Source organism: Streptomyces polyasparticus (genome assembly GCF_014493765.1).
In the GTDB taxonomy this organism is placed as follows: Bacteria; Actinomycetota; Actinomycetes; order Streptomycetales; family Streptomycetaceae; genus Streptomyces; species Streptomyces polyasparticus.
On the sequence record NZ_JACTVJ010000005.1, the window covers coordinates 666,247 to 691,401 of the forward strand.

General features: G+C 70.4%; 19 protein-coding genes. 10 read left to right on the forward strand and 9 right to left on the reverse strand.

The window, feature by feature from the left end; translation table 11 throughout:
- Positions 1-41: 41 nt before the first annotated feature.
- Positions 42-2,531, forward strand: a complete 2,490-nt coding sequence (locus H9Y04_RS11310) for a glycoside hydrolase family 9 protein (RefSeq protein ID WP_187813599.1) — start codon at positions 42-44, stop codon at positions 2,529-2,531.
- A 73-nt stretch (positions 2,532-2,604) separates the two neighbouring features.
- Here H9Y04_RS11310 and H9Y04_RS11315 read toward each other — a convergent pair whose 3' ends face one another.
- Both H9Y04_RS11315 and H9Y04_RS11320 read right to left on the reverse strand, forming a co-directional pair.
- Positions 2,605-4,233: a glycoside hydrolase family 27 protein gene (locus H9Y04_RS11315; RefSeq protein WP_187813600.1), complete on the reverse strand. Its 1,629-nt coding sequence runs from the start codon at positions 4,231-4,233 to the stop codon at positions 2,605-2,607.
- Between the two features lie 101 nt (positions 4,234-4,334).
- Positions 4,335-5,816 carry a non-reducing end alpha-L-arabinofuranosidase family hydrolase gene (locus H9Y04_RS11320; RefSeq protein WP_187813601.1) on the reverse strand — a complete coding sequence of 494 codons (1,482 nt, stop codon included), beginning with the start codon at positions 5,814-5,816 and terminating at the stop codon, positions 4,335-4,337.
- A 211-nt stretch (positions 5,817-6,027) separates the two neighbouring features.
- Here H9Y04_RS11320 and H9Y04_RS11325 point away from each other — a divergent pair, with 211 nt between their 5' ends.
- The 3 genes from H9Y04_RS11325 (at position 6,028) to H9Y04_RS11335 (ending at position 10,133) form a co-directional block, all read left to right on the forward strand.
- On the forward strand, positions 6,028-7,041 hold the full coding sequence (locus H9Y04_RS11325) for a LacI family DNA-binding transcriptional regulator (protein ID WP_187813602.1): 1,014 nt from the start codon (positions 6,028-6,030) through the stop codon (positions 7,039-7,041).
- A gap of 258 nt (positions 7,042-7,299) precedes the next feature.
- Positions 7,300-8,727 (forward strand): endo-1,4-beta-xylanase, encoded by a 1,428-nt coding sequence (locus tag H9Y04_RS11330; protein WP_187813603.1) that lies wholly within the window; start codon positions 7,300-7,302, stop codon positions 8,725-8,727.
- 104 nt (positions 8,728-8,831) lie between these two features.
- A complete protein-coding gene (locus H9Y04_RS11335; protein ID WP_214661082.1) occupies positions 8,832-10,133 on the forward strand; it encodes an RICIN domain-containing protein in 1,302 nt (433 codons plus the stop codon).
- A 68-nt stretch (positions 10,134-10,201) separates the two neighbouring features.
- Here the strand turns inward: H9Y04_RS11335 and H9Y04_RS11340 are convergent, their stop codons facing one another.
- Together H9Y04_RS11340 and H9Y04_RS11345 are read right to left on the reverse strand one after the other, a co-directional pair.
- Positions 10,202-11,434, reverse strand: coding sequence for a MalY/PatB family protein (locus tag H9Y04_RS11340; protein WP_187813605.1), 1,233 nt, complete (start codon positions 11,432-11,434; stop codon positions 10,202-10,204).
- Positions 11,435-11,605: 171 nt separating this feature from the next.
- Positions 11,606-13,069: a hypothetical protein gene (locus H9Y04_RS11345; protein WP_187813606.1), complete on the reverse strand. Its 1,464-nt coding sequence runs from the start codon at positions 13,067-13,069 to the stop codon at positions 11,606-11,608.
- 157 nt (positions 13,070-13,226) lie between these two features.
- Between H9Y04_RS11345 and H9Y04_RS11350 the strand changes: the two genes are divergently transcribed.
- Both H9Y04_RS11350 and H9Y04_RS11355 read left to right on the forward strand, forming a co-directional pair.
- On the forward strand, positions 13,227-13,454 hold the full coding sequence (locus H9Y04_RS11350) for a DUF4236 domain-containing protein (protein ID WP_187813607.1): 228 nt from the start codon (positions 13,227-13,229) through the stop codon (positions 13,452-13,454).
- 70 nt (positions 13,455-13,524) lie between these two features.
- Positions 13,525-15,054: a helix-turn-helix domain-containing protein gene (locus H9Y04_RS11355; protein WP_187813608.1), complete on the forward strand. Its 1,530-nt coding sequence runs from the start codon at positions 13,525-13,527 to the stop codon at positions 15,052-15,054.
- Between the two features lie 8 nt (positions 15,055-15,062).
- On the opposite strand, the gene H9Y04_RS11360 is transcribed toward H9Y04_RS11355, so the two are convergent.
- On the reverse strand, positions 15,063-15,605 hold the full coding sequence (locus tag H9Y04_RS11360) for a lysylphosphatidylglycerol synthase domain-containing protein (protein WP_187813609.1): 543 nt from the start codon (positions 15,603-15,605) through the stop codon (positions 15,063-15,065).
- 135 nt (positions 15,606-15,740) lie between these two features.
- Between H9Y04_RS11360 and H9Y04_RS11365 the strand changes: the two genes are divergently transcribed.
- Together H9Y04_RS11365 and H9Y04_RS11370 are read left to right on the forward strand one after the other, a co-directional pair.
- Positions 15,741-16,253 (forward strand): SigE family RNA polymerase sigma factor, encoded by a 513-nt coding sequence (locus tag H9Y04_RS11365; protein WP_187813610.1) that lies wholly within the window; start codon positions 15,741-15,743, stop codon positions 16,251-16,253.
- A gap of 19 nt (positions 16,254-16,272) precedes the next feature.
- Positions 16,273-17,214, forward strand: coding sequence for a hypothetical protein (locus tag H9Y04_RS11370; RefSeq protein WP_187813611.1), 942 nt, complete (start codon positions 16,273-16,275; stop codon positions 17,212-17,214).
- A 78-nt stretch (positions 17,215-17,292) separates the two neighbouring features.
- Here the strand turns inward: H9Y04_RS11370 and H9Y04_RS11375 are convergent, their stop codons facing one another.
- The gene (locus H9Y04_RS11375; RefSeq protein WP_187813612.1) at positions 17,293-17,724 is read right to left on the reverse strand and encodes a RidA family protein; all 432 of its coding nucleotides are present in this window, start codon (positions 17,722-17,724) and stop codon (positions 17,293-17,295) included.
- Positions 17,721-18,866, reverse strand: coding sequence for an acyl-CoA dehydrogenase family protein (locus H9Y04_RS11380; RefSeq protein WP_187813613.1), 1,146 nt, complete (start codon positions 18,864-18,866; stop codon positions 17,721-17,723). Before H9Y04_RS11380 ends, H9Y04_RS11375 begins: the two co-directional genes overlap by 4 nt.
- Before the next feature lie 152 nt (positions 18,867-19,018).
- On the opposite strand from H9Y04_RS11380, the gene H9Y04_RS11385 reads away from it, so the two are divergent.
- Together H9Y04_RS11385 and H9Y04_RS11390 are read left to right on the forward strand one after the other, a co-directional pair.
- A complete protein-coding gene (locus H9Y04_RS11385) occupies positions 19,019-20,656 on the forward strand; it encodes an AMP-binding protein (RefSeq protein ID WP_187813614.1) in 1,638 nt (545 codons plus the stop codon).
- A gap of 4 nt (positions 20,657-20,660) precedes the next feature.
- Positions 20,661-21,470, forward strand: coding sequence for a PaaX family transcriptional regulator (locus tag H9Y04_RS11390; protein WP_187813615.1), 810 nt, complete (start codon positions 20,661-20,663; stop codon positions 21,468-21,470).
- Positions 21,471-21,869: 399 nt separating this feature from the next.
- On the opposite strand, the gene H9Y04_RS11395 is transcribed toward H9Y04_RS11390, so the two are convergent.
- Together H9Y04_RS11395 and H9Y04_RS11400 are read right to left on the reverse strand one after the other, a co-directional pair.
- Entirely contained in the window at positions 21,870-24,134 is a 2,265-nt protein-coding gene (locus tag H9Y04_RS11395) for a bifunctional salicylyl-CoA 5-hydroxylase/oxidoreductase (protein ID WP_187813616.1), read from the reverse strand.
- A gap of 7 nt (positions 24,135-24,141) precedes the next feature.
- The gene (locus tag H9Y04_RS11400) at positions 24,142-24,972 is read right to left on the reverse strand and encodes an enoyl-CoA hydratase family protein (RefSeq protein WP_187813617.1); all 831 of its coding nucleotides are present in this window, start codon (positions 24,970-24,972) and stop codon (positions 24,142-24,144) included.
- Positions 24,973-25,155: the final 183 nt, after the last annotated feature.

Below are 25,155 nucleotides of genomic sequence, written 5' to 3' on the forward strand. Positions count from 1 at the left end.
CTCGATTGCCCCCACTCCCGCTCGAGGAAGGCCACCCGCTCGTGCCTCCTGTGACCTCCATACCCGGCGTCTTACGCCGCGCGGCCGCCGTTCTCGCCGCCCTGGCCCTCGCCACCGGCGGTCTGACCGCCGCGACCCTTCCGGCCCATGCCGCCGACGCGGCCGATGCCGCCGCCCTGGCCCTGCCCGCCGAGAGCACCGTCCGGGTCAACCAGCTCGGCTACCTGCCCGACGGCCCCAAGCGCGCCACCGTCGTCAGCTCCGCGGCCGGCCCCCTCCCCTGGCAGTTGCGCAACGCCTCCGGCGCCGTGGTCGCCTCGGGCTCCACGGCGGTGCGCGGCGCGGACCGGGCGTCCGGCCAGTCCGTCCACCTGGCCGACTTCAGCACGTACACCGGCACCGGCAGCGGGTTCACGCTGACCGCCGGGGACCGGACCAGCCATCCGTTCGGCATCTCCGCCGCGCTGTACGACGGACTGCGCGCGGACAGCATGTCGTTCTTCTACCAGCAGCGCAGCGGCATCCCGATCGACGCGGCCCTGGCCGGCAGCGCCTACACCCGGCCCGCCGGGCACCTGGGCGTCGCCCCGAACAAGGGGGACACCAGCGTTCCCTGCCAGGCGGGTGTGTGCGACTACCGGCTCGACGTGCGCGGCGGCTGGTACGACGCGGGCGATCACGGCAAGTACGTGGTCAACGGCGGCATCTCCGTCTGGGAGGTCGTCAACTCCTATGAGCGCGCCCGGCGTTCGGGCGGCGAGGCGGCGCTGGGCGACTCGACGCTGCGGCTGCCGGAGCGTGGCAACGGGGTGCCGGACGTACTCGACGAGGCCCGCTGGGAGCTGGAGTTTCTGCTGCGGATGCAGGTGCCGGAGGGCAGACCGCTGGCCGGGATGGCCTTCCACAAGATGCACGACGACAAATGGACCGCCGTACCGACGCGCCCCGAACTCGACGACGCACAGCGGGAATTGCACCGCCCGTCGACCGCCGCCACGCTGAATCTGGCGGCCGCCGCGGCACAGTGCGCCCGGGTGTACGCGCCGCACGACGCCGCGTTCGCCGCCCGCTGCCTGGACGCGTCCCGCCGCGCCTTCGCCGCGGCCAAGGCCAATCCGAACCTGCTCGCCCCCGCGAGCGACAACGTCGGTGGCGGCGCCTACGACGACGCCGGCGGCGTGTCCGACGAGTTCTACTGGGCCGCGGCCGAACTCTTCGCCACCACCGGTGAGGCGCAGTACCGCGAGGCCGTCACCTCCTCGCCTCAGCACTCCGGTCCGGCCGACGGGTTCTGGTGGGGCGGCACCGCGACGCTCGGGCGGATCACACTCGCCACCGTGCCCGGCGTGGCCCTGCCCGCGGACGATCTGGCCCGGCTGCGCTCCGCGCTGACCACCGCCGCCGACGGCCATCTGTCCACCATGGCCGGCCAGGGTTACGCGGTGCCGCTGCCCGCCACCGGATACGGCTGGGGCTCCAACAGCGCGGTCGCCAACAACGCGATGGTGCTCGCCGTCGCGTACGAGCTGACCGGTCAACAGCGCTACCGCGCGGGCGCGTTGGAATCGCTCGACTATCTGCTCGGCCGCAATGCGCTCGATCTGTCGTACGTCACCGGCTACGGCGAGCGCCACGCGCAGAACCAGCACCACCGCTTCTGGGCGCACCAGAACGACGCCTCCCTGCCGCACCCGCCGGCCGGTTCCTTCGCGGGCGGGCCGAATGCGGGGCTCGAGGACCCCGTGGCCAAGGAGAAGCTCTCCGGCTGCGCCCCGGCGGCCTGCTATGTGGACGACATCGGCTCGTACTCCACCAACGAGGTGGCGATCAACTGGAACGCCTCGCTGGCGTGGCTGACCGCCTTCGCCGCGGAACGGCGCTCCGATCCGGCGACGCCCGCTGTCCAGGTGGCACCGGCGGTGACGGTCCCGGAGGGCGGTACGGCGCAGGTCGGGGTGCGGCTCTCCGACGCTCCCGCACAGAACGTCACCGTGACCGTGGCCCGGAGCTCCGGCGACCAGGACCTGACGGTGACGGCAGGGGCGACGCTGGTGTTCACGCCCGCCAACTGGGCCTCCGCGCAACAGGTTTCGGTGTCCGCCGCCCAGGACTCCGACGCCGCGGCGGGCAGCGCGACGTTCACGGTCGGCGGGACGGGCGTGCGGGAGGCCGTGTTCACCGCGACGGAGTCGGACGACGACACGGCGCCACCGACGGCGTCCTGCGCCGTGGACTACCGGGTCGAGAACTCCTGGGGCAACGGCTTCACCGCGACCGTGACCGTCAAGAACACCGGGACGTCGGCGGTCTCGGGCTGGACGCTGGCGTGGAACTTCGCCGGGGACCAGCAGATCGGCAACGCCTGGAATGCCGCGGTAAGCCAGTCGGGCACGGGGGTGACGGCCAAGGACCTGGGCTGGAACGGCACGCTGGCGCCCGGTGGCAGCGTCAGTTTCGGGTTCCAGGCGACGTACTCGGGGGCCAACTCGGCACCCGCGCGGTACACGCTGAACGGTGCGTCCTGCTCCTGAGCCGAGGCCTGAATCGCTGATGCCCGTGGGGGCGAACGGCTGCCGTTCGCCCCCACCGGTCACTCCTGGCACGCTACTTGAGCGTCCATTTCTGGTTGTTCTGGCCGTTGCAGCTCCACAGGATCACCTTGGTGCCGTTGGCGGTCGCACCAAGCTCGGCGTCCAGGCACAGGCCCGAACCCCTGTTGGTGATACTGCCGTTGGAGTTCAGGGTCCACTTCTGCTTGGTGGCGCCGGTGCAGTCCCAGATGACGGCCCTGGTGCCGTTCGTGGGGTTGTTGCCCTCCGCGTCCAGGCACTTGTTGCCGTAGACCCTCAGTTCACCGGCCGCCGTGGGGGTCCACTGCTGGTTGGTCTGGCCGTGGCAGTCCCAGATCTGCGTCTGGGTGTTGTTCACCTGGGAGGATCCGGGGACGTCGAGGCAGCGCCCCGATCCCACGCCCTGGATCGTGGACGCCGGGGTGGGCGTCCCGCCGCTGACCCGGTACACGACGGTGCCGTGCGAGGGCACGCTCGCCGAGATGGTGCCGCCGGTCGAGGTGACCGCGTTCGTCCAGGCGTCGCGCAGGCTGAAGGAGCTGCCGGACAGGCCGATCGCCGAGGCCGTGGTGCTGATCGTCGTCGTACTGCTGCCCTGGTTGAACAGTGCGACCGCCACATCGCCGTTGCTCAGACGTTTGGCCAGGATGCGGCGGGTGCCGTCATTGCTGATCTGGGTCGCCTGGCGGCCGAGCGTGTCCTGGTTGATGGCGATCAGGTTCGCGTTCTTCATGATCGTGGCGGTCGCGGCGTCCATGTTCCGCATGTCGTTGCCCGCGATCAGCGGTGCGGCCATCATCGCCCAGAGGGCGAAGTGGCTGCGCATCTCGGTGTCGGTCATGCCGCCGCGGCCGACGACCATCATGTCGGGGTCGTTGAACTGCCCTGGTGTGGCATAGCCCGACAGGGGCGCGTTCACATTGACGATGTTCTGGATCCCCATGGGATAGCCGTTGGTCTGACCGGAGTTCCAGACGTTGGTGATGTCCTCGGTCGTGCGCCAGATATTGGCGACGTCGCCCCAGTTTCGCTGCGGTCCGGTCTTCTCGTGGATGCTGTTGGGGTTGATGCTGTAGAGAATCGGCCGGCCGGTGGCCTTGAGGGCGTCGCGCATCTTCGCGAAGGTGCGGACCTGGTCGTCGATGGTGCCGGTGGGCGAGCACCAGTCGTACTTGAGGTAGTCGACACCCCAGGCGGCGAACTGCCGGGCGTCCTGCTCCTCGTGGCCCAGGCTGCCGGTCGCGCCCGGATACGAGCCGAAGTACTGGGCGCACGTACGGTCCAAAGGCGCCTGGTAGAGGCCGAACTTCAGGCCGCGGGCGTGCAGGTAGTCGCCGAGCGCCTTCATGCCGCTGGGGAATCTCGTCGGATTGGCCCGCAGGTTGCCGGCGGAGTCGCGGTTCGGGTCGAACCAGCAGTCGTCGACGACCACGTACTCGTATCCGAGGTCGCGCATGCCGGAGCTGACGATCGCGTCGGCGGTCTGGCGGATCAGCGTCTCGTTGATGTTGCAGCCGAAGGTGTTCCAGGTGTTCCACCCCATCGGCGGGGTGCGGCCCACGCCGTTCTCCAGCGCTTCGGCGTGCGGGGTGGGGATGACGGCCGTGGCCGCCAGGGCCAGGGCGCTCATGGCCAGCAGCGCGCGGTTGCGTTTCCTGCTCATGGAAAGGGCTCCTCAGGGTCGGCTTCGCACCGCGGGCCCGGCCGTCGGCCGGGCCCGCCGCGCCGGCTCCGTACGGGAGCCGGATCCTCGGTGTCCGATCGCTAGCGCTGCAGCGTCAGCAGGCCCGGACGGTAGGGCAGGAGGCCGTAGTCCATGCCGTCGGAACTGGGGCTGCGGCCCTGGTAGAGCAGCTGCAGATTGCAGGGGTCGACTGTCATCGTCTGATCGGCGCTGGTGCGCAGGAGTTCACCGTGGCTGATGTCGTTCGTCCACGTGGCGCCGCTGTTCGCCTTGCCCGCGAAGGGGTTGGACTCGGTCGCGGCCTGCGGGGTCCACGAGCCGTTCAGGCTGGTGGCCGTGAAGGAGCGGAAGTAGCGGCCCTGCGCGCCGATCGCCTCGACGATCATCAAGTAGCGCTCCTGGCCCTGGAGTTTGTAGACCTGAGGGGCCTCGAACAGGTTGTTCGTCGTGTCGCTCATGATCGTCGTGTACGAGGAGCCGAAGTTGCCCGGGAAGTTCCCGATCGGCATGCTCGCCCGGTAGATCTTTCCGTTGTCACCGGCGAAGAACAGGTACATGTTCGTGCCGTCACCGATGATCGTCTGGTCGATGGGACCGGTCCCCGAGCCGCTGATGCTGCCGGTGAACAGCGGCTGCGGCGCGGACCAGCCGTTGGGGTTGGTGGGGTCGTTCGACGTGCGGTAGGAGAAGGGGCTCGCGCCCCACTGGTAGGTGAGCACCCAGATGTTCTTCGGCGCGAAGTAGAACAGGCTCGGGGCGACCGTGCCGGACGACATCGTGTTCTGGCTCGCCGAGCCCATCTCGGACCAGTTGGAGAACAGGCCGAAGTTCATCGAACCCCAGGCCTGGCCCGTCCCGGCGGCACCGTGGGTCGTGGCGTAGACGAGCTGCTTGCCGTTGTACGGGGCGACGGTGAAGTCCTTGAGCGAGGCCCATCCCGCCTTGGGCTGGGCGAGCGCGCCCGTGGACGACCAGCGGTAGGTCGACGGAAGGGCGCAGGGGCCGGGGTTGGTGCCGCCGCCGACCTTGACGAGCTGCCACTGCTGGTTGGCGCCGCCCCAGTCGTCGTACTGGACGATGTTCGCGCCGTCCGCGGTGGAACCGCCCTGCACCTCGAGGGCCTTGTCGCTGTGGCGGGCGATCAGCCGCACATGGCCGTCGGCGCTTTCGGCGAGGCGCCACTGCTGGTTGGTGCCGTTCACGTCGGTCCACTGGACGATCGCGGCGCCGTTGACGGTGGAGCGGCCCTGGACGTCGAGCACCTTGCCGGAGTGGCGGGACTTGATGCGGTAGTAGCCGCCGCCCGAGTCGACGAACTGCCACAGCTGCTGGTTCTGGTCGTTCCTGGTCCACTGGGTGATGCGGGCACCGTCGCCGGTCGCCAGGTTGTACACGTCGAGCGCCTTGCCGCTGTTCCGGTTGACCAGCGCATACGAGGCGTTGGGGTCGATCGTCACCGCCGCGGCGGCGGGCTGGGCGCTGAGCAGGGACGCGCCGAGCAATAAGGACGTGAGGACCCCGAGAACGAGTCTCAGAAATCGGGGCGGGTGACTGAAGCGCATCAGGACAGCTCCTTGGGGGCGGAGGACACGTAACATCGAAAGTTTTTCGAAACTCTCTCGGAAACAGTGCTGCCACAAACTAGGAACATGAGCCCCAACGGTCAATAGGGACAACGGAGTTACTTGAAGCAGCAATCTTCCCCTTGCCTTGACATGGGGTGTTACCGGCCAGAAACTCGTCGAAAATTTTCGATGCACCGAGGAGAGACCGTTGAGCGAGCAGCGCCCGACCCTGGCCGTCATCGCCGCGGAGGCCGGGGTCTCCCAGGCCACCGTGTCCAAGGTGATCAACGGCCGCTCCGACGTGGCGCCCTCGACGCGCGAGCGGATCGAGAGCCTGCTGCGCTCCCACAACTACCTGCGGCCCGGCCGCCAGGGCAGGGCCCGCAGGTCGGGCCTCGTCGACCTGATCATCGGCGGTCTGGACAGCGCCTGGGCGGTGGAGATCCTGCGCGGTGTCGAGGCCGAGTGCGCCCAGCGGAGCGTCGGCACCGTCGTGTCGCTGGTCCCGCCGGGCGAGGCCACGCCGTCCAGCTGGGCCGCGCTGCCGGTGCTTCACCACAGCGACGGCGTCATCCTCGTCACCGAATCGGTCACCGCCGCCCAGCGCGCCCAGGTCGAACAGGCCGGGGTGGCCCTGGTCGTGATCGACCCCATCGACCTGCCCGGCAACAGCGTGCCGAGCATCGGCGCGACCAACTGGGCCGGCGGACTCGCCGCCACGGAGCACCTGTTGGAGCTCGGGCACCGCAGGATCGCCATGATCGGCGGGCGCAGGGAGATGCTCTGCAGTCAGGCCCGGATCGACGGGTACCGGGCCGCGCTCGAGCGGGCCGGTATCGAGATCGACCGCGATCTCATCCGGTTCGGGGACTTCCAGCACGAGGGCGGGTTCCAGCACGCCCAGGAGCTGCTCGCCCTGCCCGAGCCGCCGACGGCCGTGTTCGCCGGCAGCGACCAGCAGGCGATGGGCGTATACGAGGCGGCCCGGCGGCGCGGGCTGAGCATTCCGCAGGATCTCAGCGTGGTCGGTTTCGACGACCTGCCGATGTGCGACTGGCTCTCACCGCCGCTGACGACGGTGCGCCAGCCGCTGGAGGAGATGGGCAGGATCGCCGCCCGCACGCTGTTCCAGCTCCTGGAGGGCCAGCCCCCGGTCAGCCCTCGGATGGAACTCGCGACCGAACTCAAGGTCCGGTACTCCACCGCGCCGCCCCGTTCCTGAAGCCCGCGGAGCAGGGACTGCTTCGAAAGTTTTTCGACGGCATTCACGCCAATAGAGCCGCCCACCAGGCCGTCTTCGCGCTACACCCATGCCATTGCCAGGGGTGTTTTGCCGAAACTTTTTCGAAACTGTTGACATGTTTCAGTCACGTTTCCACACTCAGTCCCCAAGTGGCGGCGCCATCCTTCCCCAGGCGCCGCTGTGGGTTCCTTCCGCCGCACTTTCCCCTTCAGTGATCTCTCTTCCGGAGGTTCAACTGTGCGCTCGCATGCCATTTCCGCACCGTTCCGCCGCAGGGCCGGCGCGTTACGCACGGCCCTGATCGTGGGCGTCATCGGCGCCGTCACCGTGCTGGCACCACCCCAGACCTCGCAGGCCGCCGAAACCACGCTCGGCAAGGCGGCCGCCCAGAGCGACCGTTACTTCGGCACCGCCATCGCCTCGGGCCGGCTCGGCGACTCGACGTACACGACGATCGCGAACCGCGAGTTCAACTCGGTGACCGCCGAGAACGAGATGAAGATCGATGCCACCGAACCCCAGCGTGGCCAGTTCAACTTCACCGCCGGTGACCGCGTCTACAACTGGGCCGTGCAGAACGGCAAGCAGGTGCGCGGCCACACCCTGGCCTGGCACTCCCAGCAGCCGGGCTGGATGCAGAGCCTCGAGGGCAGCCAGCTGCGCCAGGCGATGATCAACCACATCAACGGCGTGATGGGCCACTACAAGGGCAAGATCGCCCAGTGGGACGTCGTGAACGAGGCCTTCGAGGACGGCAGTTCGGGCGCCCGGCGCAACTCCAACCTGCAGCGCACCGGAAACGACTGGATCGAGGTCGCCTTCCGCACCGCGCGCGCCGCCGACCCGGCCGCCAAGCTCTGCTACAACGACTACAACACCGACAACTGGACCTGGGCGAAGACGCAGGCCGTGTACAACATGGTCAAGGACTTCAAGCAGCGCGGCGTACCGATCGACTGCGTCGGCTTCCAGTCGCACTTCAACAACGACAGCCCGTACAACAGCAACTACCGCACCACGCTGCAGAGTTTCGCCGCCCTCGGCGTCGACGTGGCCGTCACCGAGCTCGACATCCAGGGCGCCTCGCCCACGACCTACGCCAACGTGACCAACGACTGTCTGGCCGTGCCCCGCTGCCTCGGCATCACCGTCTGGGGCGTTCGCGACACCGACTCCTGGCGCGCGAACCAGACACCGCTGCTCTTCAACGGCGACGGCAGCAAGAAGCCCGCGTACACCTCCGTGCTCAACGCGCTCAACGGCGGCACCACCACTCCCCCGGGCGACGGCACACAGCTCAAGGGCGTCGGTTCGGGCCGCTGTGTGGACGTACCGAACTCCAGCACCACCGACGGCACCCAGGTGCAGCTGTGGGACTGCAACGGCCAGACCAATCAGCAGTGGACCACCACGGCCTCGGGTGAGCTCCGGGTCTACGGCAACAAGTGCCTGGACGCCGCGGGTACCGCCAACGGATCCAGGGTCCAGATCTACAGCTGCTGGGGCGGCGACAACCAGAAGTGGCGGCTGAACTCCGACGGTTCCATTGTCGGCGTCCAGTCGGGCCGCTGCCTCGACGCCGTCGGCGCCGGGACCGCGAACGGCACCGGCATCCAGCTCTACACCTGCTCGGGCGGCAGCAACCAGAAGTGGACCCGCACCTGACCCGTTCCCGACCCGCACGGCGAAAGGGTGAACCGATGAAGAACCACGGTGCGGGTTCTCCCGCCCCTGGCTTACGACCCCGCTGGTGGTCCCGGATCGCGGCCATGGTGGCGGCGACCCTCGCGATCGGCCTGCTCAGCACGGTGAATCCGCCACGCGCCGAGGCGGCGACGGTGGACACCAACGCCTGGTACGTCCTGGTCAACCGCAACAGCGGCAAGGCACTCGACGTCTCGGGCCCGTCCACCGCCGACGGCGCACGGATCCACCAGTGGACCCGCCACGACGGCACCAACCAGCAGTGGCAGTTCGTGGACTCCGGCGGCGGCTACTACCGGCTCAAGGCACGGCATTCGGGCAAGGTGCTCGACGTTCCGGGCTCCTCCGCCGCCGACGGTGCCGCGCTCCAGCAGTGGACCGACCACAACGGAACGAACCAGCAGTTCCGTCTGGCCGACTCCGACGCGGGCCACGTCCGGCTGCTCAACCGCAGCAGCGGCAAGGCAGTCGAAGTACAGGGCGCCTCCACCGCCGACGGCGCGAGTGTGGTCCAGTACGGCGACTGGGGCGGCGCCAACCAGCAATGGCAGCTGGTCAAGCTGGCATCCGGCGGCGTCGGCGGCTGCGGCAACGCGCCGGGCCTCGCCAGCGGTACGCATACGATCCAGAGCGGCGGCAAGAGCCGCAGCTTCATCCTCAGGGTCCCCGCGAACTACGACAGCAGCCGTCCGTACCGGCTGATCTTCGCGTTCCACTGGCGGGGCGGCACCGCCGGCGAGATCGCCTCGGGCGGCACCAGCGGGAGCGCCTGGTCCTACTACGGCCAGCAGGAACAGGCGAACGAGAGCGCGATCCTCGTCGCCCCTCAGGGCCTCGGCAACGGCTGGGCCAACACCGGCGGTGAGGACATCACCTTCGTCGACGACATGATCCGCCGTATCGAAGGCGCCCTCTGCGTCAACCCGGCACAGCGCTTCGCCACCGGCTTCAGCTGGGGCGGCGGGATGAGCTACTCCCTCGCGTGCTCCCGGGCGGGCACCTTCCGGGCCGTCGCGGTGATCTCGGGCGGCCAGATCAGCGGATGCAGCGGGGGCACCCAGCCCATCGCCTACTTCGGGATCCACGGCATCGGCGACAACGTCCTCACCATCGCCCAGGGCCGGGCCCTGCGCGACAAGTTCGTCGCCAACAACGGCTGCACCGCCCAGAGCCCGCGCGAGCCGGCCCCGGGCAGCCGGACCCACATCACCACGGCCTACTCCGGCTGCCGCGCCGGATATCCGGTCCAGTGGGCCGCCTTCGACGGCGGCCACATCCCCGGTCCGGTCGACGGTTCTCCGAACGAGAGCGGCGTCACCACCTGGACCAAGGCCGAGATCTGGAGGTTCTTCGCACAGTTCGCGTGACCCCTGCGAGACGCTGTGGAGTGGAGCCGGGTGATCCCGGCTCCACTCCGTCGTCCGCAGGCCCTGTGTCAGGTACGGATGTCTCGCAGCGCGTTCCCCATCCTGGTCAGGGCCTCACGGAGGATGGCGGGCGAGGTGGCGAAGTTGAGGCGTACGCGGCCGGCGCCGCCGGTCCCGAAGACATGGCCCGAGCTGAGGGCGACCCGTGCCCGGTCGAGGAACATCCTTGCGGGACCGGCCAGTTCGGAGGCGATGCCGGGGCCGTCGAGGGGCTGCTCGTCGTGCAGCCCGAGAGCGGTGCAGTCGAGCCAGGCGAGATAGGTGCCTTCCGGCCGGAGGTGGCGTACGCCCGGCAGATGTTCCCCGATCAGGTCCGCGAGGAGATCGCGGTTGGCGTCGAGTCCGGTGATCACCTCGTCCAGCCAGCCTCCGCCGTCCTTGAACGCGGCGGTGTGGGCGATGACCCCGAGGTGGCTGGGGCCATGGCTGACTTCCTCGGGCAGCAGGGCCAGTTCGCCGGCGGCCTCCGGGCCCGCGACGGCGAGGGCCGCCTTGAGGCCGGAGAGGTTCCAGGCCTTGGAGGCCGAGGTGAGCGCGAAGGCGTTCTCCGCGCCGGGGACGCTCAGATACGGAGTGAAGACGGCGCCCGGCAGCACCAGCGGTGCGTGGATCTCGTCCGACACCACCCGTATCCCGTGCCGGCGGGCGAGCTCGGCCACGGTCTCCAGCTCGGCGCGGGTGTGCACGGCGCCGGTCGGGTTGTGGGGGTTGCTCATGAGGAACGCGGCGTCCCGGCCTCCGTGCCTCGCCCTCTTGAACGCGTCCTCCAGGGCGGCGGGGTCGATCCGGCCGTCCGTGCCGAGCGGTGCCTCGACGATCTCGCGGGCGTCATGGGTCACGAAGGCGTAGAAGGGGGGATACACCGGCGGGCACAGCACGACCGCGTCGCCGGGACAGGTGATCAGACGGAGCACTTCGACGGTGCCCAGCATCACATCGGGCACGATCGCGGTCCGCTCGACGGCGAGGCCGTCCCACTGCCACCGGTCGGCGGCGAAGGCGGCCAGCGCCCGCGCGTATCCGTCGCCGTGCGCGTACCCGGTGTCGCCGAGATCGATGGCGGCGCGCAGCGCGTCCGCGATCGCCGGGGCCAGGGGTACGTCCATCTCGGCCACCCAGAGCGGGAGTACGTCCTCGGGATGGGCTCGCCACTTGACGCTGGTGCGGTGGCGCAACTGGTCCAGTGAGAGCTGGACGAGGGGGTCGGTCCGTGGGGCCTGTTCCGCATCGTTGATCGCCATCCGGCCAGGAGATCCGACGCTCGGTCCGAGGTCAACAGTGCGCACCCAGCTGTGGGCAGTCGTGCCGCAGGGCGGCACGGGTGGGCACAGCGGCACCCCACGGCAACGCCGCCCAGCACGGACCGCCACCCCACGACAACGCGCAGCCGACGCCGCCTGAGATCAGCCACCTCAGGCCAGCTGCCCCCGTAGCCCATCGGCCGCCTCGCGCAGCTCCGCGCCCAGGGCGGACGCCCCCGCCTCCGTCAACGCCCGCGCAAGCTCATCGTGCTCGCGTACGACGAAGCGGCCGAGATTCACCCGGTACAGCCACTCCAGACTGTCGTCCCCGGGCGCGTCCAGGACCGTGCGAAGACGGGACAAAGTCCGGACCGCCGCCTCCAACTCCCCGGCCCTGCGCTCGAGTCCGGCCAGATCCCGGAGCGCGGACACCCGGTCCCAGGCCGTCTCCTGCAGCGCCGTGTACAGACGCCGGGCGCGCAGGGCCTGGAACAGATCGCCGAGCCGCTCGAAGTCGCTCGCGAGGGAGGACAGCGGCCAGGAGTTCAGTTTCCCGGGATCACGGGGGTCCCGCAGCAGGCTCTGATCCAGCTCGATCTCGTCGAGGCGGCGGATCAGCGGAACCCGTGCGTACTCCGTCAGGCCCTGATCCGCCGCCAGATCGGTCCAGATCTCGAGCGGTTCGTCGGCCGGATCGGCGCCGACCATCGCGTCGTCCAGGCCGAGCGCCCACTGCCGCAGCGCGGATCCGTCGGCATCGGGGTCCGGAATGTCGCTCAGCCCGCACGCGGTGTCGAAGTCCGTGTGCCGCACCTCGTCGAGCAGCGGCAGATGCTCGGCCCGCCCGTGCAGACCGATGAGGACGCAGGCGAGCCTCAGCTCGTCCGTCATCGACGACTCGGCCTCGTACGGAAGCAGTCGCAGCAGTACGGGGAGGTCCTCGTCCGCACGGTCGAACTGGGCCGCCCGCAGCGCCAGTCGGCGTCGTACGGGATCGTCCGCCATCGCCTGCCAGGCCGCCTCGTCCCCTGCACGCAGCGCGGCGAAGTCCCTGCGCCCGGCCGCGAGGACCGGCTCCCACAGGGGTGGCCGCGGGTGGTCGTCGAGGAGCCGGTAGGCGCGGCCCTCCTCGGCGTTCAGGAGGACGAAGCCGGGCTCGGTGCGCTGCAGCGCGGCGTACAGCATGCCGATGAGCTCGGCCGGGGAGCGGTCGGGGAAGCCCAGGGCGGCGCGGAGTTCGGTGCGTTCCGCGTCGATTCCGTAGGACTCCCGCAGCGAGTCCTCCGTTTCCGCGACAGCCGCGCGTATCGCCTCCTCGCCGTCCTGCGGGCTCAGGCCGAGGTGGTCCCGCCAGCCGGGCAGCCCGGTCAGGATGTCGAGCGCCTCGTCCACGTTCGACCCGAGCAGGCCGGCGCCGCCCTCGGACGAGGCGTACAGGACGCTGCCGTCGTCGCAGCGGAAGAACGTGCCGCCGGTGTCGTCCCCGGCGAGGATCTCCAGGCCGCCGCCCGAGGCGAGTCGCACCGGTTCGACATGGCCGTACGCGGCGCGGTCGAGGTCGAAGTCGAACGGGAAGGCGGCGAGGGCGGCCAGGCGGGGGGCTCGGTGCAGCAGCCGGAGTGCGTGATCGGTCACGGCGGCGACCGTAACAGCGCCTGGTCCAGAGCCCGAAGGCCGGGCCGCGTGGACGGCCGTCCGCGGTGTGCGCGTCTGACGTTCCTCGGTGCGGGTACCCGGAAGTCCGGCACCCGCACCATCAGGAGACAGATACCGGCACCGTCAGGAGACAGAGATGCCTCTCACGTTCCGCAAGAGTTTCCGGATCCTTCCGGGCGTCACTCTGAACATCAACCGCCGCTCCTGGTCGATCACGACCGGCGGCCGGCACGGACCGCGCCGAACTCACAGCAGCACCGGCCGGCGCACCACCTCGATGGATCTGCCGGGTCCCTTCGGCTGGCGGAAAACCGCTCATTCCGGACGAACCCGTCGCAACCGGAGCCGCTGGATGGGGCACTGACGGAGGATCCGCCACCCGGACGGATGCACTCCGTTTTTCCTCTATCTCACATCCGGTATACGGTCGCGCCATGGCAGACGACTACCTCGTACGCATCGGCAAGCTCATCCGTGACGCCCGGCAACACCGGGGCTGGACACAATCGCAGCTTGCCGAGGCACTCGGTACCAGCCAGAGCGCCGTCAACCGCATCGAACGCGGCAACCAGAACATCAGCCTTGAGATGATCGCCCGAATCGGTGAAGCCCTCGACAGTGAGATCGTCTCTCTGGGCTACTCCGGGCCGATGCACCTCCGCGTCGTCGGCGGGCGCCGGCTGTCCGGCTCGATCGACGTCAAGACGAGCAAGAACGCATGCGTCGCGCTGCTGTGCGCCTCGCTGCTCAACAAGGGCCGCACCGTACTGCGCCGTGTCGCACGGATCGAGGAGGTCTACCGCCTCCTTGAGGTCCTGAACTCCATCGGAGTCCGCGCCCGTTGGATCAACGACGGCAAGGACCTCGAGATCGTCCCGCCGGCCACGCTCGACATGAACGCGATCGACTCGGCCGCGGCCATCCGCACCCGTTCGATCATCATGTTCCTCGGCCCGCTGCTGCACCGTATGGACCGCTTCAAGCTGCCGTACGCGGGCGGCTGCGACCTCGGTACGCGCACGATCGAGCCGCACATGATCGCGCTGCGCCGCTTCGGTCTGGACATCGCGGCCACCGAGGGCATCTACCACGCCGAGGTGGACCACTCGATCAAGCCGGACCGCCCGATCGTGCTGACCGAGCGCGGCGACACCGTGACGGAGAACGCGCTGCTCGCGGCCGCCCGCAACGACGGCAAGACGGTCATCCGCAACGCCTCGTCCAACTACATGGTCCAGGACCTGTGCTTCTTCCTGGAAGCCCTGGGCGTACGGGTGGACGGCATCGGCACGACCACGCTGACCGTGCACGGCGTCCCCGACATCGACGTCGATGTCGACTACTCCCCCTCCGAGGACCCGGTCGAGGCGATGAGCCTGGTGGCCGCGGCCGTGGTCACCGAGTCGGAGCTCACCATCCGCCGGGTGCCGATCGAGTTCATGGAGATCGAGCTCGCGGTCCTCGAGGAGATGGGCCTCGACCACGACCGCTCGGCGGAGTACGCGGCGGACAACGGGCGTACGCGCCTGGTGGACCTGACCGTACGGCCTTCCAAGCTGGAAGCGCCGATCGACAAGATCCACCCGATGCCGTTCCCGGGTCTGAACATCGACAACGTCCCGTTCTTCGCGGCGATCGCCGCGGCGGCCCAGGGCAAGACCCTGATCCACGACTGGGTCTACGACAACCGCGCGATCTACCTCACGGACCTCAACCGCCTCGGCGGCCGGCTCCAGCTCCTGGACCCGCACCGGGTCCTGGTCGAGGGCCCGACGCGCTGGCGCGCGGCCGAGATGATGTGCCCGCCCGCGCTGCGTCCGGCGGTCGTCGTACTGCTCGCGATGATGGCGGCGGACGGCACGTCGGTACTGCGCAACGTGTACGTGATCAACCGCGGTTACGAGGATCTGGCCGAGCGCCTGAACTCGGTGGGCGCGCAGATCGAGACGTTCCGCGACATCTAGCCACTGCTTCAGTGGGTGAAGGCCCTCGTGTCGGGAGACCGGCCGAGGGCCTTCTCCATGTGGTCGAGGCGCCGCAGGTTGCGGCGGCGCATCCACAGCATCCAGCCGCCGAAGAGGGCGCCGACGACGAGGGCGACGGCCGCCGCGGGGCCCTCGCCGTTCAGGAGGAACAGCACCGGCAGCAGGGTGAGCATCCCGAGGAACACGGCGATCGCCCAGACGCGTGCCATCTCCCGCCGACGTTCGGCGAGCAGTCCGCGCATGGCTTCCCGCTCGGCGTGGTCCTCCGGCACCTCACCGCGCCTGAAGCGCCGCTCCGCCGCGACCAGGGCGTCCATCCGGCCACCCACGCGCCTGCGGTAGCGCCGCTGCCTGGCCGCGAAGAGGACGGCGCCCGTGGCACCGATCGCCACGGCCCTGAGCAAGGACCTCCAGACCGGCTCGCCCTCTTCGTACAGGCGCGAGACGAATGCGATCGGGAGGGCCAGGAGGAAGATCAGCACGACCTGTGCGGTGGTGCTGCGGTCGAAGCGTTCCTTGAGTCCGCTCATGGCGGACAGCTCCCTTCGTGCCTCGAAGGTTCGACCCCGCACGAGTACCCCGGCCTCGTGCGCGCACGCAGTGACAAAGTGAGGGCGCCGACGCGTCCCAGGGGTGAGCGACCGGCACCTAGGGGGAGGCAGTACGTGGGCAGACACGAGGACCGGCAGGAGGAGTTCCGGGAGTTCGCGGCCACACGCGGCGCCCGCCTCTTCCGCACCGCGCTGCTCCTGACCGGCGGCGACTGGCATGCCGCCGAGGATCTGGCGCAGACCGCGCTCGGCAAGGCGTACGCCTCGTGGGGCAGGGTCCGCCGGGCCGACAACCGGGATGCCTATGTGCGTTCCGTACTGGTGCGCGCGCATCTGTCGCAGCGGCGTCTGAAGTCCAGCGGCGAGCGGCCCTCGGCGGAGCTGCCGGAGGGCGCGTACGGGGACGGGGATCCCGCGCTGCGGGTGGCGCTGCTCCAGGCGCTGGCCCAACTGCCGCCCAAGGACCGTGCGGTGCTCGTCCTGCGCTACTGGGAGGACCGCAGCGTGGAGCAGACGGCCGCGGAGCTGGGGCTGCGCGCCGGGACCGTACGCAATCGCTCGATGTCCGCGCTGGCCAGGCTGCGCGAACTGCTCGGCGGCGACCGTGAGTCGCTCACCACGATCTGACGAGGGGCGGGGAAGAGAAATGAAGCTGGACGAGCAGGACCTGGGTGCGGCGATGGCCGAGGCGGTGGGCGGAGTGCGCCCTCCGGTCACCCGGCTGGTGGAGGGTGCCGCCCTGCGGGGCCGCCGGTTCAGGGCACGCCGTCGGCTCGCCGTCGGCACGGCGACCTGTGCGCTCGCGGCTGTGGTGGCGGGCAGCTCGTGGCTCGCGGTCGGTGGCGCCGGAAACGGGACCGGAGAGAGGGCCGGAGGGACGATCCGGACGATGCCCGGCATGACGGACGGGGGGCCCGGGGAGGTGACGTTCCCCGACTTCTCCGGACTGCCGCGGGAGGACACGACGCCGCCCGGCAAGGAGGTCGTCACGGACCGGGCACTGGCCCAGGTCCTGGACGAGCTGCTGCCCCGGGACGCACGGAGCGAGGCGTACTCGGCCGTGGTCAACGGCCCTCGGGCCGACGGCAAGGCCACCGGCACCGGGCCCTACGACATCATCGTCCGCACACCGGCGGGCCCGGCGGCCGTGTCCGATGCGGATGTCCACCTGTACTCCGCGTTCCACCGCTCCCGGTATCTGGGAGAGCTGTTCTCCTGTGCCGCCGGCGAGGACGAGCGCACCCACCTGGCCTTGCGCGCGCAGGATCCCGCCTCGTGCGGGGTCCGCAACCTCGCCGACGGTTCCGTGCTCATGCTCCTCACTTTCGAATCCGACGGACCGAACGGCGAGGACGGCGGCAACAGCGCCTGGCTGCTGCGGCCCGACGGCGTGCTCGTGAGCGCTGCGTCGTACGGCGCGGGCGGTTCCGCCCCCGCACACACGCCCGCCGATCTTGAGCGGCTGGTCACCAGCGAGCGCTGGCAGGTGTACGTGGATCCCGGGGTCAACGAACGTGCCGAGGACTTCCGGCCGTTCAGGGGGTTCGATGGCGCGGTCCCGGATGGGGGGCGGGAGGACCTCGGCTGAGAGCCTGTCCTTGAACCCCCGCCTGCGCCCCGACGCCCGGCACGCACTCTCGGCGCACGGCGCCCCAGGACCGGTGAATCAGATGTCCTCCGGCCGGGCATCCGCCGGGCCCTCGTCCACCGCCGCCACCCCGTCCAGCTCCACGAGGCACTCCTTGTCCCAGAGCCGCACCGCGCCGATCACCGCCATCGCCGGATAGTCGCGGCCGGCCAACCGTCGCCAGATGCGGCCCAGTTCAGGGGCGCACTCGCGGTAGTCGGCGACATCCGTGGCGTACACGGTGACGCGGGCGAGGTCCTTCGGGGCCCCGCCCGCGGCTTTCAGTGCCGCCAGGAGATTGGTCAGGGCCAGCTCGAACTGCTCGGGCAGGGTCGACCCCACCACCTTGCCCTCGCCGTCGAGGGCCGTCTGGCCCGCCAGGAACACCAGACGGGACCCGGTGACGGTGACCGCGTGCGAGAAGCCGGTCGGCGGCGACAGAGAAGCGGGGTTGATGCGTTCCAGGCTCATACGGGTCCGGCCTCCTCGGCGTGCTGGTCAAGGGACTTGTACAGCTCCTTGGCGATGATCTCGCGCTGGACCTCGCTCGCCCCCTCGTAGATACGGGGCGCGCGGACCTCGCGGTAGAGGTGTTCGAGGAGATGGCCGCGTTGCAGCGCCCGCGCCCCGTGCAGCTGGACGGCCGTGTCGACGACCTGCTGCGCCGTCTCCGTGGCGAGGAGTTTCGCCATCGCGGCGCGCCGCGGGACGTCCGCCTCTCCGCGGTCGTACGCGGCCGCCGCGGCGTGGACGAGCAGGCGGGCCGCCTCCGTGCGCGTGGCGAGGTCGGCCACCTGGTGGCGTACGGCCTGAAGATCCTTCAACACCCCGCCGAACGCGGTGCGTTGGGCGGTATGCGCGAGGGTCGCGTCGAGCGCGGCCTGCGCCATGCCGACGGCGAATGCGCCGACGCTCGGACGGAAGAGGTTGAGCGTGGTCATCGCGACGCGGAAGCCGCGGTCGACCTCGCCGAGCAGGTCATCGGGCCCGACCCGCACCCCGTCGAAGGCGAGCGAGCCGATCGGATGCGGGGACAACATGGCGAGCGGCTCCCCCGTAAGACCCGGCCGGTCGGCGGGCACGACGAACGCGGTCACTCCGCGGGATCCCGCCCCCGGTGCCGTCCGGGCGAAGACGGTGTAGAAGTCGGCGCCCGGCGCATTGGAGATCCAGCACTTCTCGCCGTGCAGACGCCAGCCGTCACCGTCCGGGCGGGCCTCAAGGGCGAGCGCCCCTGCGTCGGATCCCGCCCCCGGCTCACTCAGCGCGAAGGCCGCCACCGCACGGCCCGCCGAGACCTCCGGCAGCCAGCGGGCGCGCTGGGCGTCGGTCCCGTGCGCGTGCACCGGGTGGGCGCCGAGCCCCTGGAGCGCGAGCGCCGTCTCCGCCTCCGTACAGCCGTACGCGAGGGACTCCCGCATCAGGCACAGGTCGAGGGAGCCCGAGGTGAACAGGCGTGGGAGCAGGCCGAGTTCGCCGAGCGCGGCCACCAACGGGCGGTTCACCCGGCCCGGTTCACCTGCCTCGGCGAGCGGGCGAAGGCGGGTGGCCGCCAGCTCCCGCAGCTCGGCACACCATTGAAGCTCCTTGGGATCGAGGGCGAACTCCGGCACGGTGGTGCTCCCTCCCACGGACGTATCGCGCTGACGTTTCGCGCTGACGCAGCACGCTGCCTCATCGCGCCGACTTATCGCGCACCGTTGACTGTCGTCATCATCACGATACGCTCGTTGCGCGACCCCACCACAGTGAAGGGGCAGCCACCATGGAGCCGACACCGCTCACCCCCTCCGCCCACGCCGACACCTTCGCGCGGGACCATCTGCCGCCCGCGGACCAGTGGCCGGAGCTCGTTTTCAACCTGCCCGAGCTGCACTATCCGGACCGTCTCAACTGCGGGGCGGAACTGCTCGACGCGACCGTGGAGCGTTTCGGCGCCTCGCGGCCTGTGTTCCGCACCGGCTCGGGTGAGGTGTGGACGTACGGACAGCTGCAGGGCCATGTCGACCGGATCGCGCAGGTGCTCACCTCCGACCTCGGGGTCGTGCCCGGCAACCGGGTGCTGCTTCGCGGCCCGACCACTCCCTGGCTCGCGGCCTGCTGGCTCGCGGTGATGAAGGCGGGGGCCGTCGCCGTCACGGTCCTGGCCCAGCACCGCACGCACGAGCTCGCGACGATGTGCGAGATCGCCGAGGTGGGCCACGCGCTGTGCGACGCGCGTTTCCTTGAGGACCTGAAGGGGGTGTCCGGCCTGCGGGTCACGCCCTTCGGCAGCGACTCCCCCGACGACCTGTGCCGCCTTGCCGAGCGCCAGCCCGATGGGTTCACGCCGGTCGACACGGCCGCGGACGATGTCGCGCTGATCGCCTTCACCAGCGGGACCACCGGGCGGCCGAAGGGCTGTATCCACTTCCACCGCGATGTGCTCGCGATCGCCGACACGTTCTCGCGCCATGTCCTGAAGCCGGAGCCCGGCGATGTGTTCGCGGGCAGCCCGCCGCTCGGCTTCACCTTCGGACTCGGCGGTCTCGTGATCTTCCCGATGCGGGCGGGCGCGAGTGCGCTGTTGCTCGAACAGGCCGGTCCCAAGCAGCTGTTGCCGGCCATCGCCGAGCACGGGGTGTCCGTGGTGTTCACCGCGCCGACCGCGTACCGCGCGATGCTCGACGAGATGGACCGCAGTGAGAGCATCGCGGACGTACGGTCCCTGCGGCGCTGTGTCTCCGCCGGCGAGAATCTGCCGTCCGCGACCTGGCAGTCCTGGTACGAGCGGACCGGGCTGCGGATCATCAACGGGATCGGCGCGACCGAGCTGCTCCATATCTTCATCTCCGCCGCCGACGACGCCATCCGGCCGGGCGCCACCGGCACCCCCGTCCCCGGCTGGTCCGCGCGCGTCGTGGACGGCGAGGGCAAGCCGGTCGCCGACGGGGAGCCGGGGCTGCTCGCGGTGCGCGGGCCCGTCGGCTGCCGCTATCTGTCGGATCCGCGGCAGCGCGAGTACGTACAGGGCGGCTGGAACATCACCGGCGATACCTACGTCCGCGATCCGGACGGCTACTTCCGCTATGTCGCCCGCGCCGACGACATGATCATCTCGGCCGGGTACAACATCGCCGGCCCCGAGGTCGAGGACGCACTACTCCGTCACCCCGACGTCCTGGAGGCCGCGGTCGTCGGGCAGCCGGACGAGCTGCGCGGGCAGATCGTCGCCGCGTATGTGGTGCTGCGGGACGGCGTGCCGCGCACGCCGGACACGGCCGAGGCGCTGCGGGAGTTCGTGAAGGCCGAGCTGGTTCCGTACAAGTGCCCGCGCGTGCTCGAGTTTCCCGAGTCCCTGCCGCGCACCCCGACGGGAAAGCTGCAGCGCTTCCGGCTGCGCACCGGCGGGGATCTAGAGTGATCACGTGGCCGAGCAGCAGACCCCGCGTTCCTTGATCGTCACCTTATACGGTGCCTACGGGCGGCGGCTCCAAGGGCCGGTCCCCGTGGCCGAGTTGATCCGGCTGCTCGCCGCGGTCGGGGTGGACGCGCCGTCGGTACGGTCCTCGGTGTCGCGCCTGAAGCGGCGCGGGCTGCTCGTGCCGGAGCGCACGGAGCAGGGCGCCGCGGGATACGCGCTGTCCGAGGACGCCCGGCGGCTGCTCGACGACGGCGACCGCCGTATCTACGCCGAGGGTCCGCCCGCCGTGTCCGAAGGCTGGGTGCTCGCGGTGTTCTCGGTGCCGGAGGCCGAGCGCAGCAAGCGGCATGTGCTGCGCTCGCAGCTGGCGCGCCTCGGGTTCGGCACGGCGGCGCCCGGCGTGTGGATCGCGCCGGCGCGGCTGTACGAGGAGACGCGGCACACCCTGGAACGGCTCCAACTCGCGCCCTACGTGGACCTGTTCCGCGGTGAGCATCTGGGATTCTCGGCGACCGCGCAATCAGTGGCCCGCTGGTGGGATCTGACGGCGATCGCGAAACTCCACGCGGAATTCCTGCACCGCCATGAACCCGTACTCGCCGCCTGGGAATCCCGGACGGACACCCCCGCCGAAGAGGCGTACCGCGACTATCTCCGCGCTCTGGACTCCTGGCGGCAGCTGCCGTATGCCGACCCCGTCCTGCCTGCGGAGCTCCTGCCCGAGGACTGGCCGGGCGGCCGGTCGGCCGAGGTGTTCGGGCGGCTCCATGTGCGGCTGCGGGACGCGGGAGCGCGTTTCACGGAATTCGAGTAACCGGGCGACCCAGGTAACCCTGCCCTGAGGAAATTCCGTATAAGGAAACGGCTGCCTTTCCAAAATATTTCTGCTCTACGCTCACCGGGCCGACGCCGAAAGGCCCCCGCGTCGGCCTGCCGCGGCTGCGAGCTGAACGCCTGCACCACCTGTGTCGAGGGCCCGGGCGCGGCCTGCGCCACCTGCGCGGTGAACGCCTGCCGCAGCTGCAACGCTCCGGCCTCGGCCTGCCGTACGTGTGAGATGAACGCCTGCCGCGGCTGCGCCGGCAACAGCTGCGCGGAGAGCGCCGGCGGCTGCTCGTGCCGTGGCGCCGCCGCCGTCCGCGAGCTCCCGGTGGTCAAGAATTGCGGTGGCGGCTGCGCCAACTGCTGAGCGCCGTTCTCTCCGGAGCCGCGTCTACCCCAGGGTCAGGCGCGGCTTCGGTGCGTCGGTGCGCCCGGTCTGCGGGCGGCGGCTGCCCGCCTGGTACGGCAGCGGCCAGGCGACACCGGGCCCCGCGTAGCCCTGCTCGGCGGCCGCGTGCAGCGTCCAGTGCGGGTCGTACAGATGCGGCCGCGCGAGCGCGCACAGGTCGGTGCGGCCCGCCAGGATCAGCGAGTTGACGTCGTCCCACGAGGAGATCGCTCCGACCGCGATCACCGGGATCCCGGTCTCCTGCCGGATCCGGTCGGCGTACGGGGTCTGGTACGAGCGCCCGTACGCGGGCCGCTCCTCGTCCACCACCTGTCCGGTCGACACATCGACCGCGTCCGCGCCGTGCGCCGCGAAGGCCCGCGCGATCTCCACGGCGTCGTCCCCGCTGGTGCCGCCCTCGGCCCAGTCGGTGGCGGAGATCCGTACCGTCAGCGGCTTCTCCGCGGGCCAGATGGCGCGTACGGCGTCGAAGACCTCCAGGGGATAGCGCAGCCGGTTCTCCAGGGAGCCGCCGTACTCGTCCGTGCGCAGATTGGTCAGCGGCGACAGGAAGCTCGACAGCAAGTAGCCGTGCGCGCAGTGCAGTTCGAGCAGATCGAAATCGCAGCGCGCGGCCCGCCAGGCGGCGGCCGCGAACTGTTCGCGGATCTCGGTGAGCCCGTCGTGGGCGAGCTCCTGCGGGGTCTGGCTGCCTTGTTTGTACGGGAGCGGGGAGGGCGCGGCGAGCGGCCAGTTGCCTTCGTCGAGCGGCTCGTCGATGCCTTCCCACATCAACTTGGTGGAGCCTTTGCGGCCTGAGTGGCCGAGCTGCAGACCGATCGCGGTGCCGGGCGCCTGCTGATGGACGAAGGCGGTGATACGGCTCCAGGCGGCGGCCTGCTGCGGGTTCCACAGGCCTGCGCAGCCGGGCGTGATCCGGCCTTCGGGGCTGACGCAGACCATCTCGGTCATCACCAGGCCGGCCCCGCCGAGCGCCCGGGCCCCGAGGTGGACCAGATGGAAGTCGCCGGGGACGCCGTCCACGGCCGAGTACATGTCCATCGGCGAGACGACCACGCGATTGCGGAGCTCAAGTCCCCCGATCCTGAACGGCGTGAACATCGGCGGGGTGCCGGGCGGACAGCCGAACTCGCGCTCCACCTCCGCCGTGAACCCCGCGTCCCGCAGCCGCAGATTGTCATGCGTCACGCGGCGGCTGCGGGTGAGCAGATTGAACGCGAACTGCCGCGGCGGCTGGTCCGCGTGGCGCGCGATGCCCTCGAACCACTCCAGGCTCGCGCGAGCCGCCCGCTGCGTGGAGGTGACGACGGGCCGCCGCTCCTCCTCGTACGCCTGAAGTGCCTTCTCGGTCGTGGGGTGTTCCTGGAGGCAGGCGGCGAGGGCGAGGGCGTCCTCGACGGCGAGCTTGGTGCCGGAGCCGATGGAGAAGTGCGCGGTGTGCGCGGCGTCGCCGAGGAGCACCGTATTGCCGTGGGACCAGCGGTCGTTGACCACGGTGCGGAAGCGGATCCAGCTGGAGTTGTTGGACCTGAGCGGGCGGCCGTCGAGGGCGTCGGCGAAGAGTTTCGCGCAGCGCTCGACCGACTCGCGCTCGTCGAGCCCGTCGAATCCGGCTGCCTGCCATACCTCTTCGCGCATCTCGACGATCACGGTGGATTCGCTGTCGCTGTACGGGTATCCGTGCAGCTGCATGATGCCGTGTCCGGTCTCGGCGATCTCGAAGCGGAAGGCGTCGAAGGCGAAGTCGGCGGCCAGCCAGATGTAGCGGCAGCGGTGCTCCTCGATCCGCGGTCCGAAGACGTCGGCGTGGGCCTCGCGGGTGAGGCTGTGCACTCCGTCGGCCGCGATCACCAGGTCGTACGCGGCGGTGAGTTCGGCCGCGGGCGGTGCCTCCGCACAAAAGCGCAGCTCGACGCCGAGGTCCCGGCAGCGCTCGTGCAGGATCTGCAGGAGCCGCTTGCGCCCGAGTGCGGCGAAGCCGTGGCCGCCCGAGGTGGAGCGGTGGCCGCGGTGCACGATGTCGATGTCGTCCCAGCGCACGAACTCCCGCTGCATCGCCGCGTAGACGACGGGGTCGGCGTGCTCGATGCCGCCGAGGGTCTCGTCGGACAGGACGACGCCGAAGCCGAAGGTGTCGTCGGGGGCGTTGCGCTCCCAGACGGTGATCTCGCGTGCGGGGTCCAGGCGCTTGAGCAGGGCGGCGGCGTACAGGCCGCCGGGCCCGCCCCCGATGACGGCGACGCGCATGCTCACCTCACCTCCCCTGCCACTTCGGCGGGCGCTTGTCGGTGAAGGCGGCATGGAACTCGGCGTAGTCCTTGCCGTTCATCAGCAGCGCCTGGGTCGCCGCGTCCATCTCCACGGCGGCGGCGAGCGGCATGTCAAGCTCGGCCGTGAGCAGCGCCTTCGTCTGCGCGTACGCGAGGGCCGGTCCCTCGGCGAGCCGGTGCGCCAGGGCCTGCGCGGCCTCGTCGGCGTGGCCCTCGTCGGTCAGCTCGCTGAGCAGCCCGATCCGCTCGGCCTCGGGCGCGCGCACCGTGTCGCCGAGCATGAGCAGCCTGGTCGCGTGCCCGAGCCCGACGACCCGGGGCAGCAGATAGGCCGCGCCCATGTCGCCGCCGGACAGGCCGACCTTGGTGAACAGGAACGCGAACCGCGCCGAGGGGTCGGCGACCCGGAAGTCCGCGGCGAGCGCGAGCACCGCGCCGGCGCCGGCGGCCACTCCGTGCAGCGCGGCGATCACCGGGAAGGGGCACTCGCGGATGGCGCGCACCACCTGGCCGGTCATCCGGTTGAAGTCCAGGAGCTGCGAGGTGTCCATCGCGAGCGTCGCGCCGATGATCTCGTCGACATCGCCGCCGGAGCAGAAGCCACGGCCCTCACCTGCGAGGACCAGGGCCCGCACGGTCTTCTCGCGGGCCAGTTCGGCGAGCAGGTCGCGCAGATCCGCGTACGCCCCGAAGGTCAGCGCGTTCAGCTTCTCGGGGCGGGCGAGGGTGACGGTGGCGACCGCGCTCTCGTCGACGCTCACCCTCAGGTGCTGCCACTGGGAGGTGCGGGATGCGGAACCGGTGAAGGGGCTCATACCGAAGGCCTCCTGGGGAGAGACAGCGCGCTTTCGAAGCTATCACTCGAATGTGACTGCCGTCATGAGTGCGCGATAGATGTACGGCGGATCCGGCCGGAAACCCTCGTACGCCCGCCGAAGGTCCCGATTCCACGGGGCACACGTCCCGCCACCCCCGGCCCGGCGGCACTACTGGCTGTG

Bases quoted from the DNA above. Each gene is read 5' to 3' on its own strand.
- H9Y04_RS11355 (WP_187813608.1), top strand. From the start codon at position 13,525: ATGGCAGACGACTACCTCGTACGCATCGGCAAGCTCATCCGTGACGCC.
- H9Y04_RS11340 (WP_187813605.1), bottom strand. From the start codon at position 11,434: ATGGCGATCAACGATGCGGAACAGGCCCCACGGACCGACCCCCTCGTC.
- H9Y04_RS11375 (WP_187813612.1), bottom strand. From the start codon at position 17,724: ATGAGCCTGGAACGCATCAACCCCGCTTCTCTGTCGCCGCCGACCGGC.
- H9Y04_RS11395 (WP_187813616.1), bottom strand. From the start codon at position 24,134: ATGCGCGTCGCCGTCATCGGGGGCGGGCCCGGCGGCCTGTACGCCGCC.
- H9Y04_RS11315 (WP_187813600.1), bottom strand. From the start codon at position 4,233: ATGAGCAGGAAACGCAACCGCGCGCTGCTGGCCATGAGCGCCCTGGCC.
- H9Y04_RS11350 (WP_187813607.1), top strand. From the start codon at position 13,227: ATGCCTCTCACGTTCCGCAAGAGTTTCCGGATCCTTCCGGGCGTCACT.
- H9Y04_RS11335 (WP_214661082.1), top strand. From the start codon at position 8,832: ATGGTGGCGGCGACCCTCGCGATCGGCCTGCTCAGCACGGTGAATCCG.
- H9Y04_RS11400 (WP_187813617.1), bottom strand. From the start codon at position 24,972: ATGAGCCCCTTCACCGGTTCCGCATCCCGCACCTCCCAGTGGCAGCAC.
- H9Y04_RS11320 (WP_187813601.1), bottom strand. From the start codon at position 5,816: ATGCGCTTCAGTCACCCGCCCCGATTTCTGAGACTCGTTCTCGGGGTC.
- H9Y04_RS11370 (WP_187813611.1), top strand. From the start codon at position 16,273: ATGAAGCTGGACGAGCAGGACCTGGGTGCGGCGATGGCCGAGGCGGTG.
- H9Y04_RS11385 (WP_187813614.1), top strand. From the start codon at position 19,019: ATGGAGCCGACACCGCTCACCCCCTCCGCCCACGCCGACACCTTCGCG.
- H9Y04_RS11360 (WP_187813609.1), bottom strand. From the start codon at position 15,605: ATGAGCGGACTCAAGGAACGCTTCGACCGCAGCACCACCGCACAGGTC.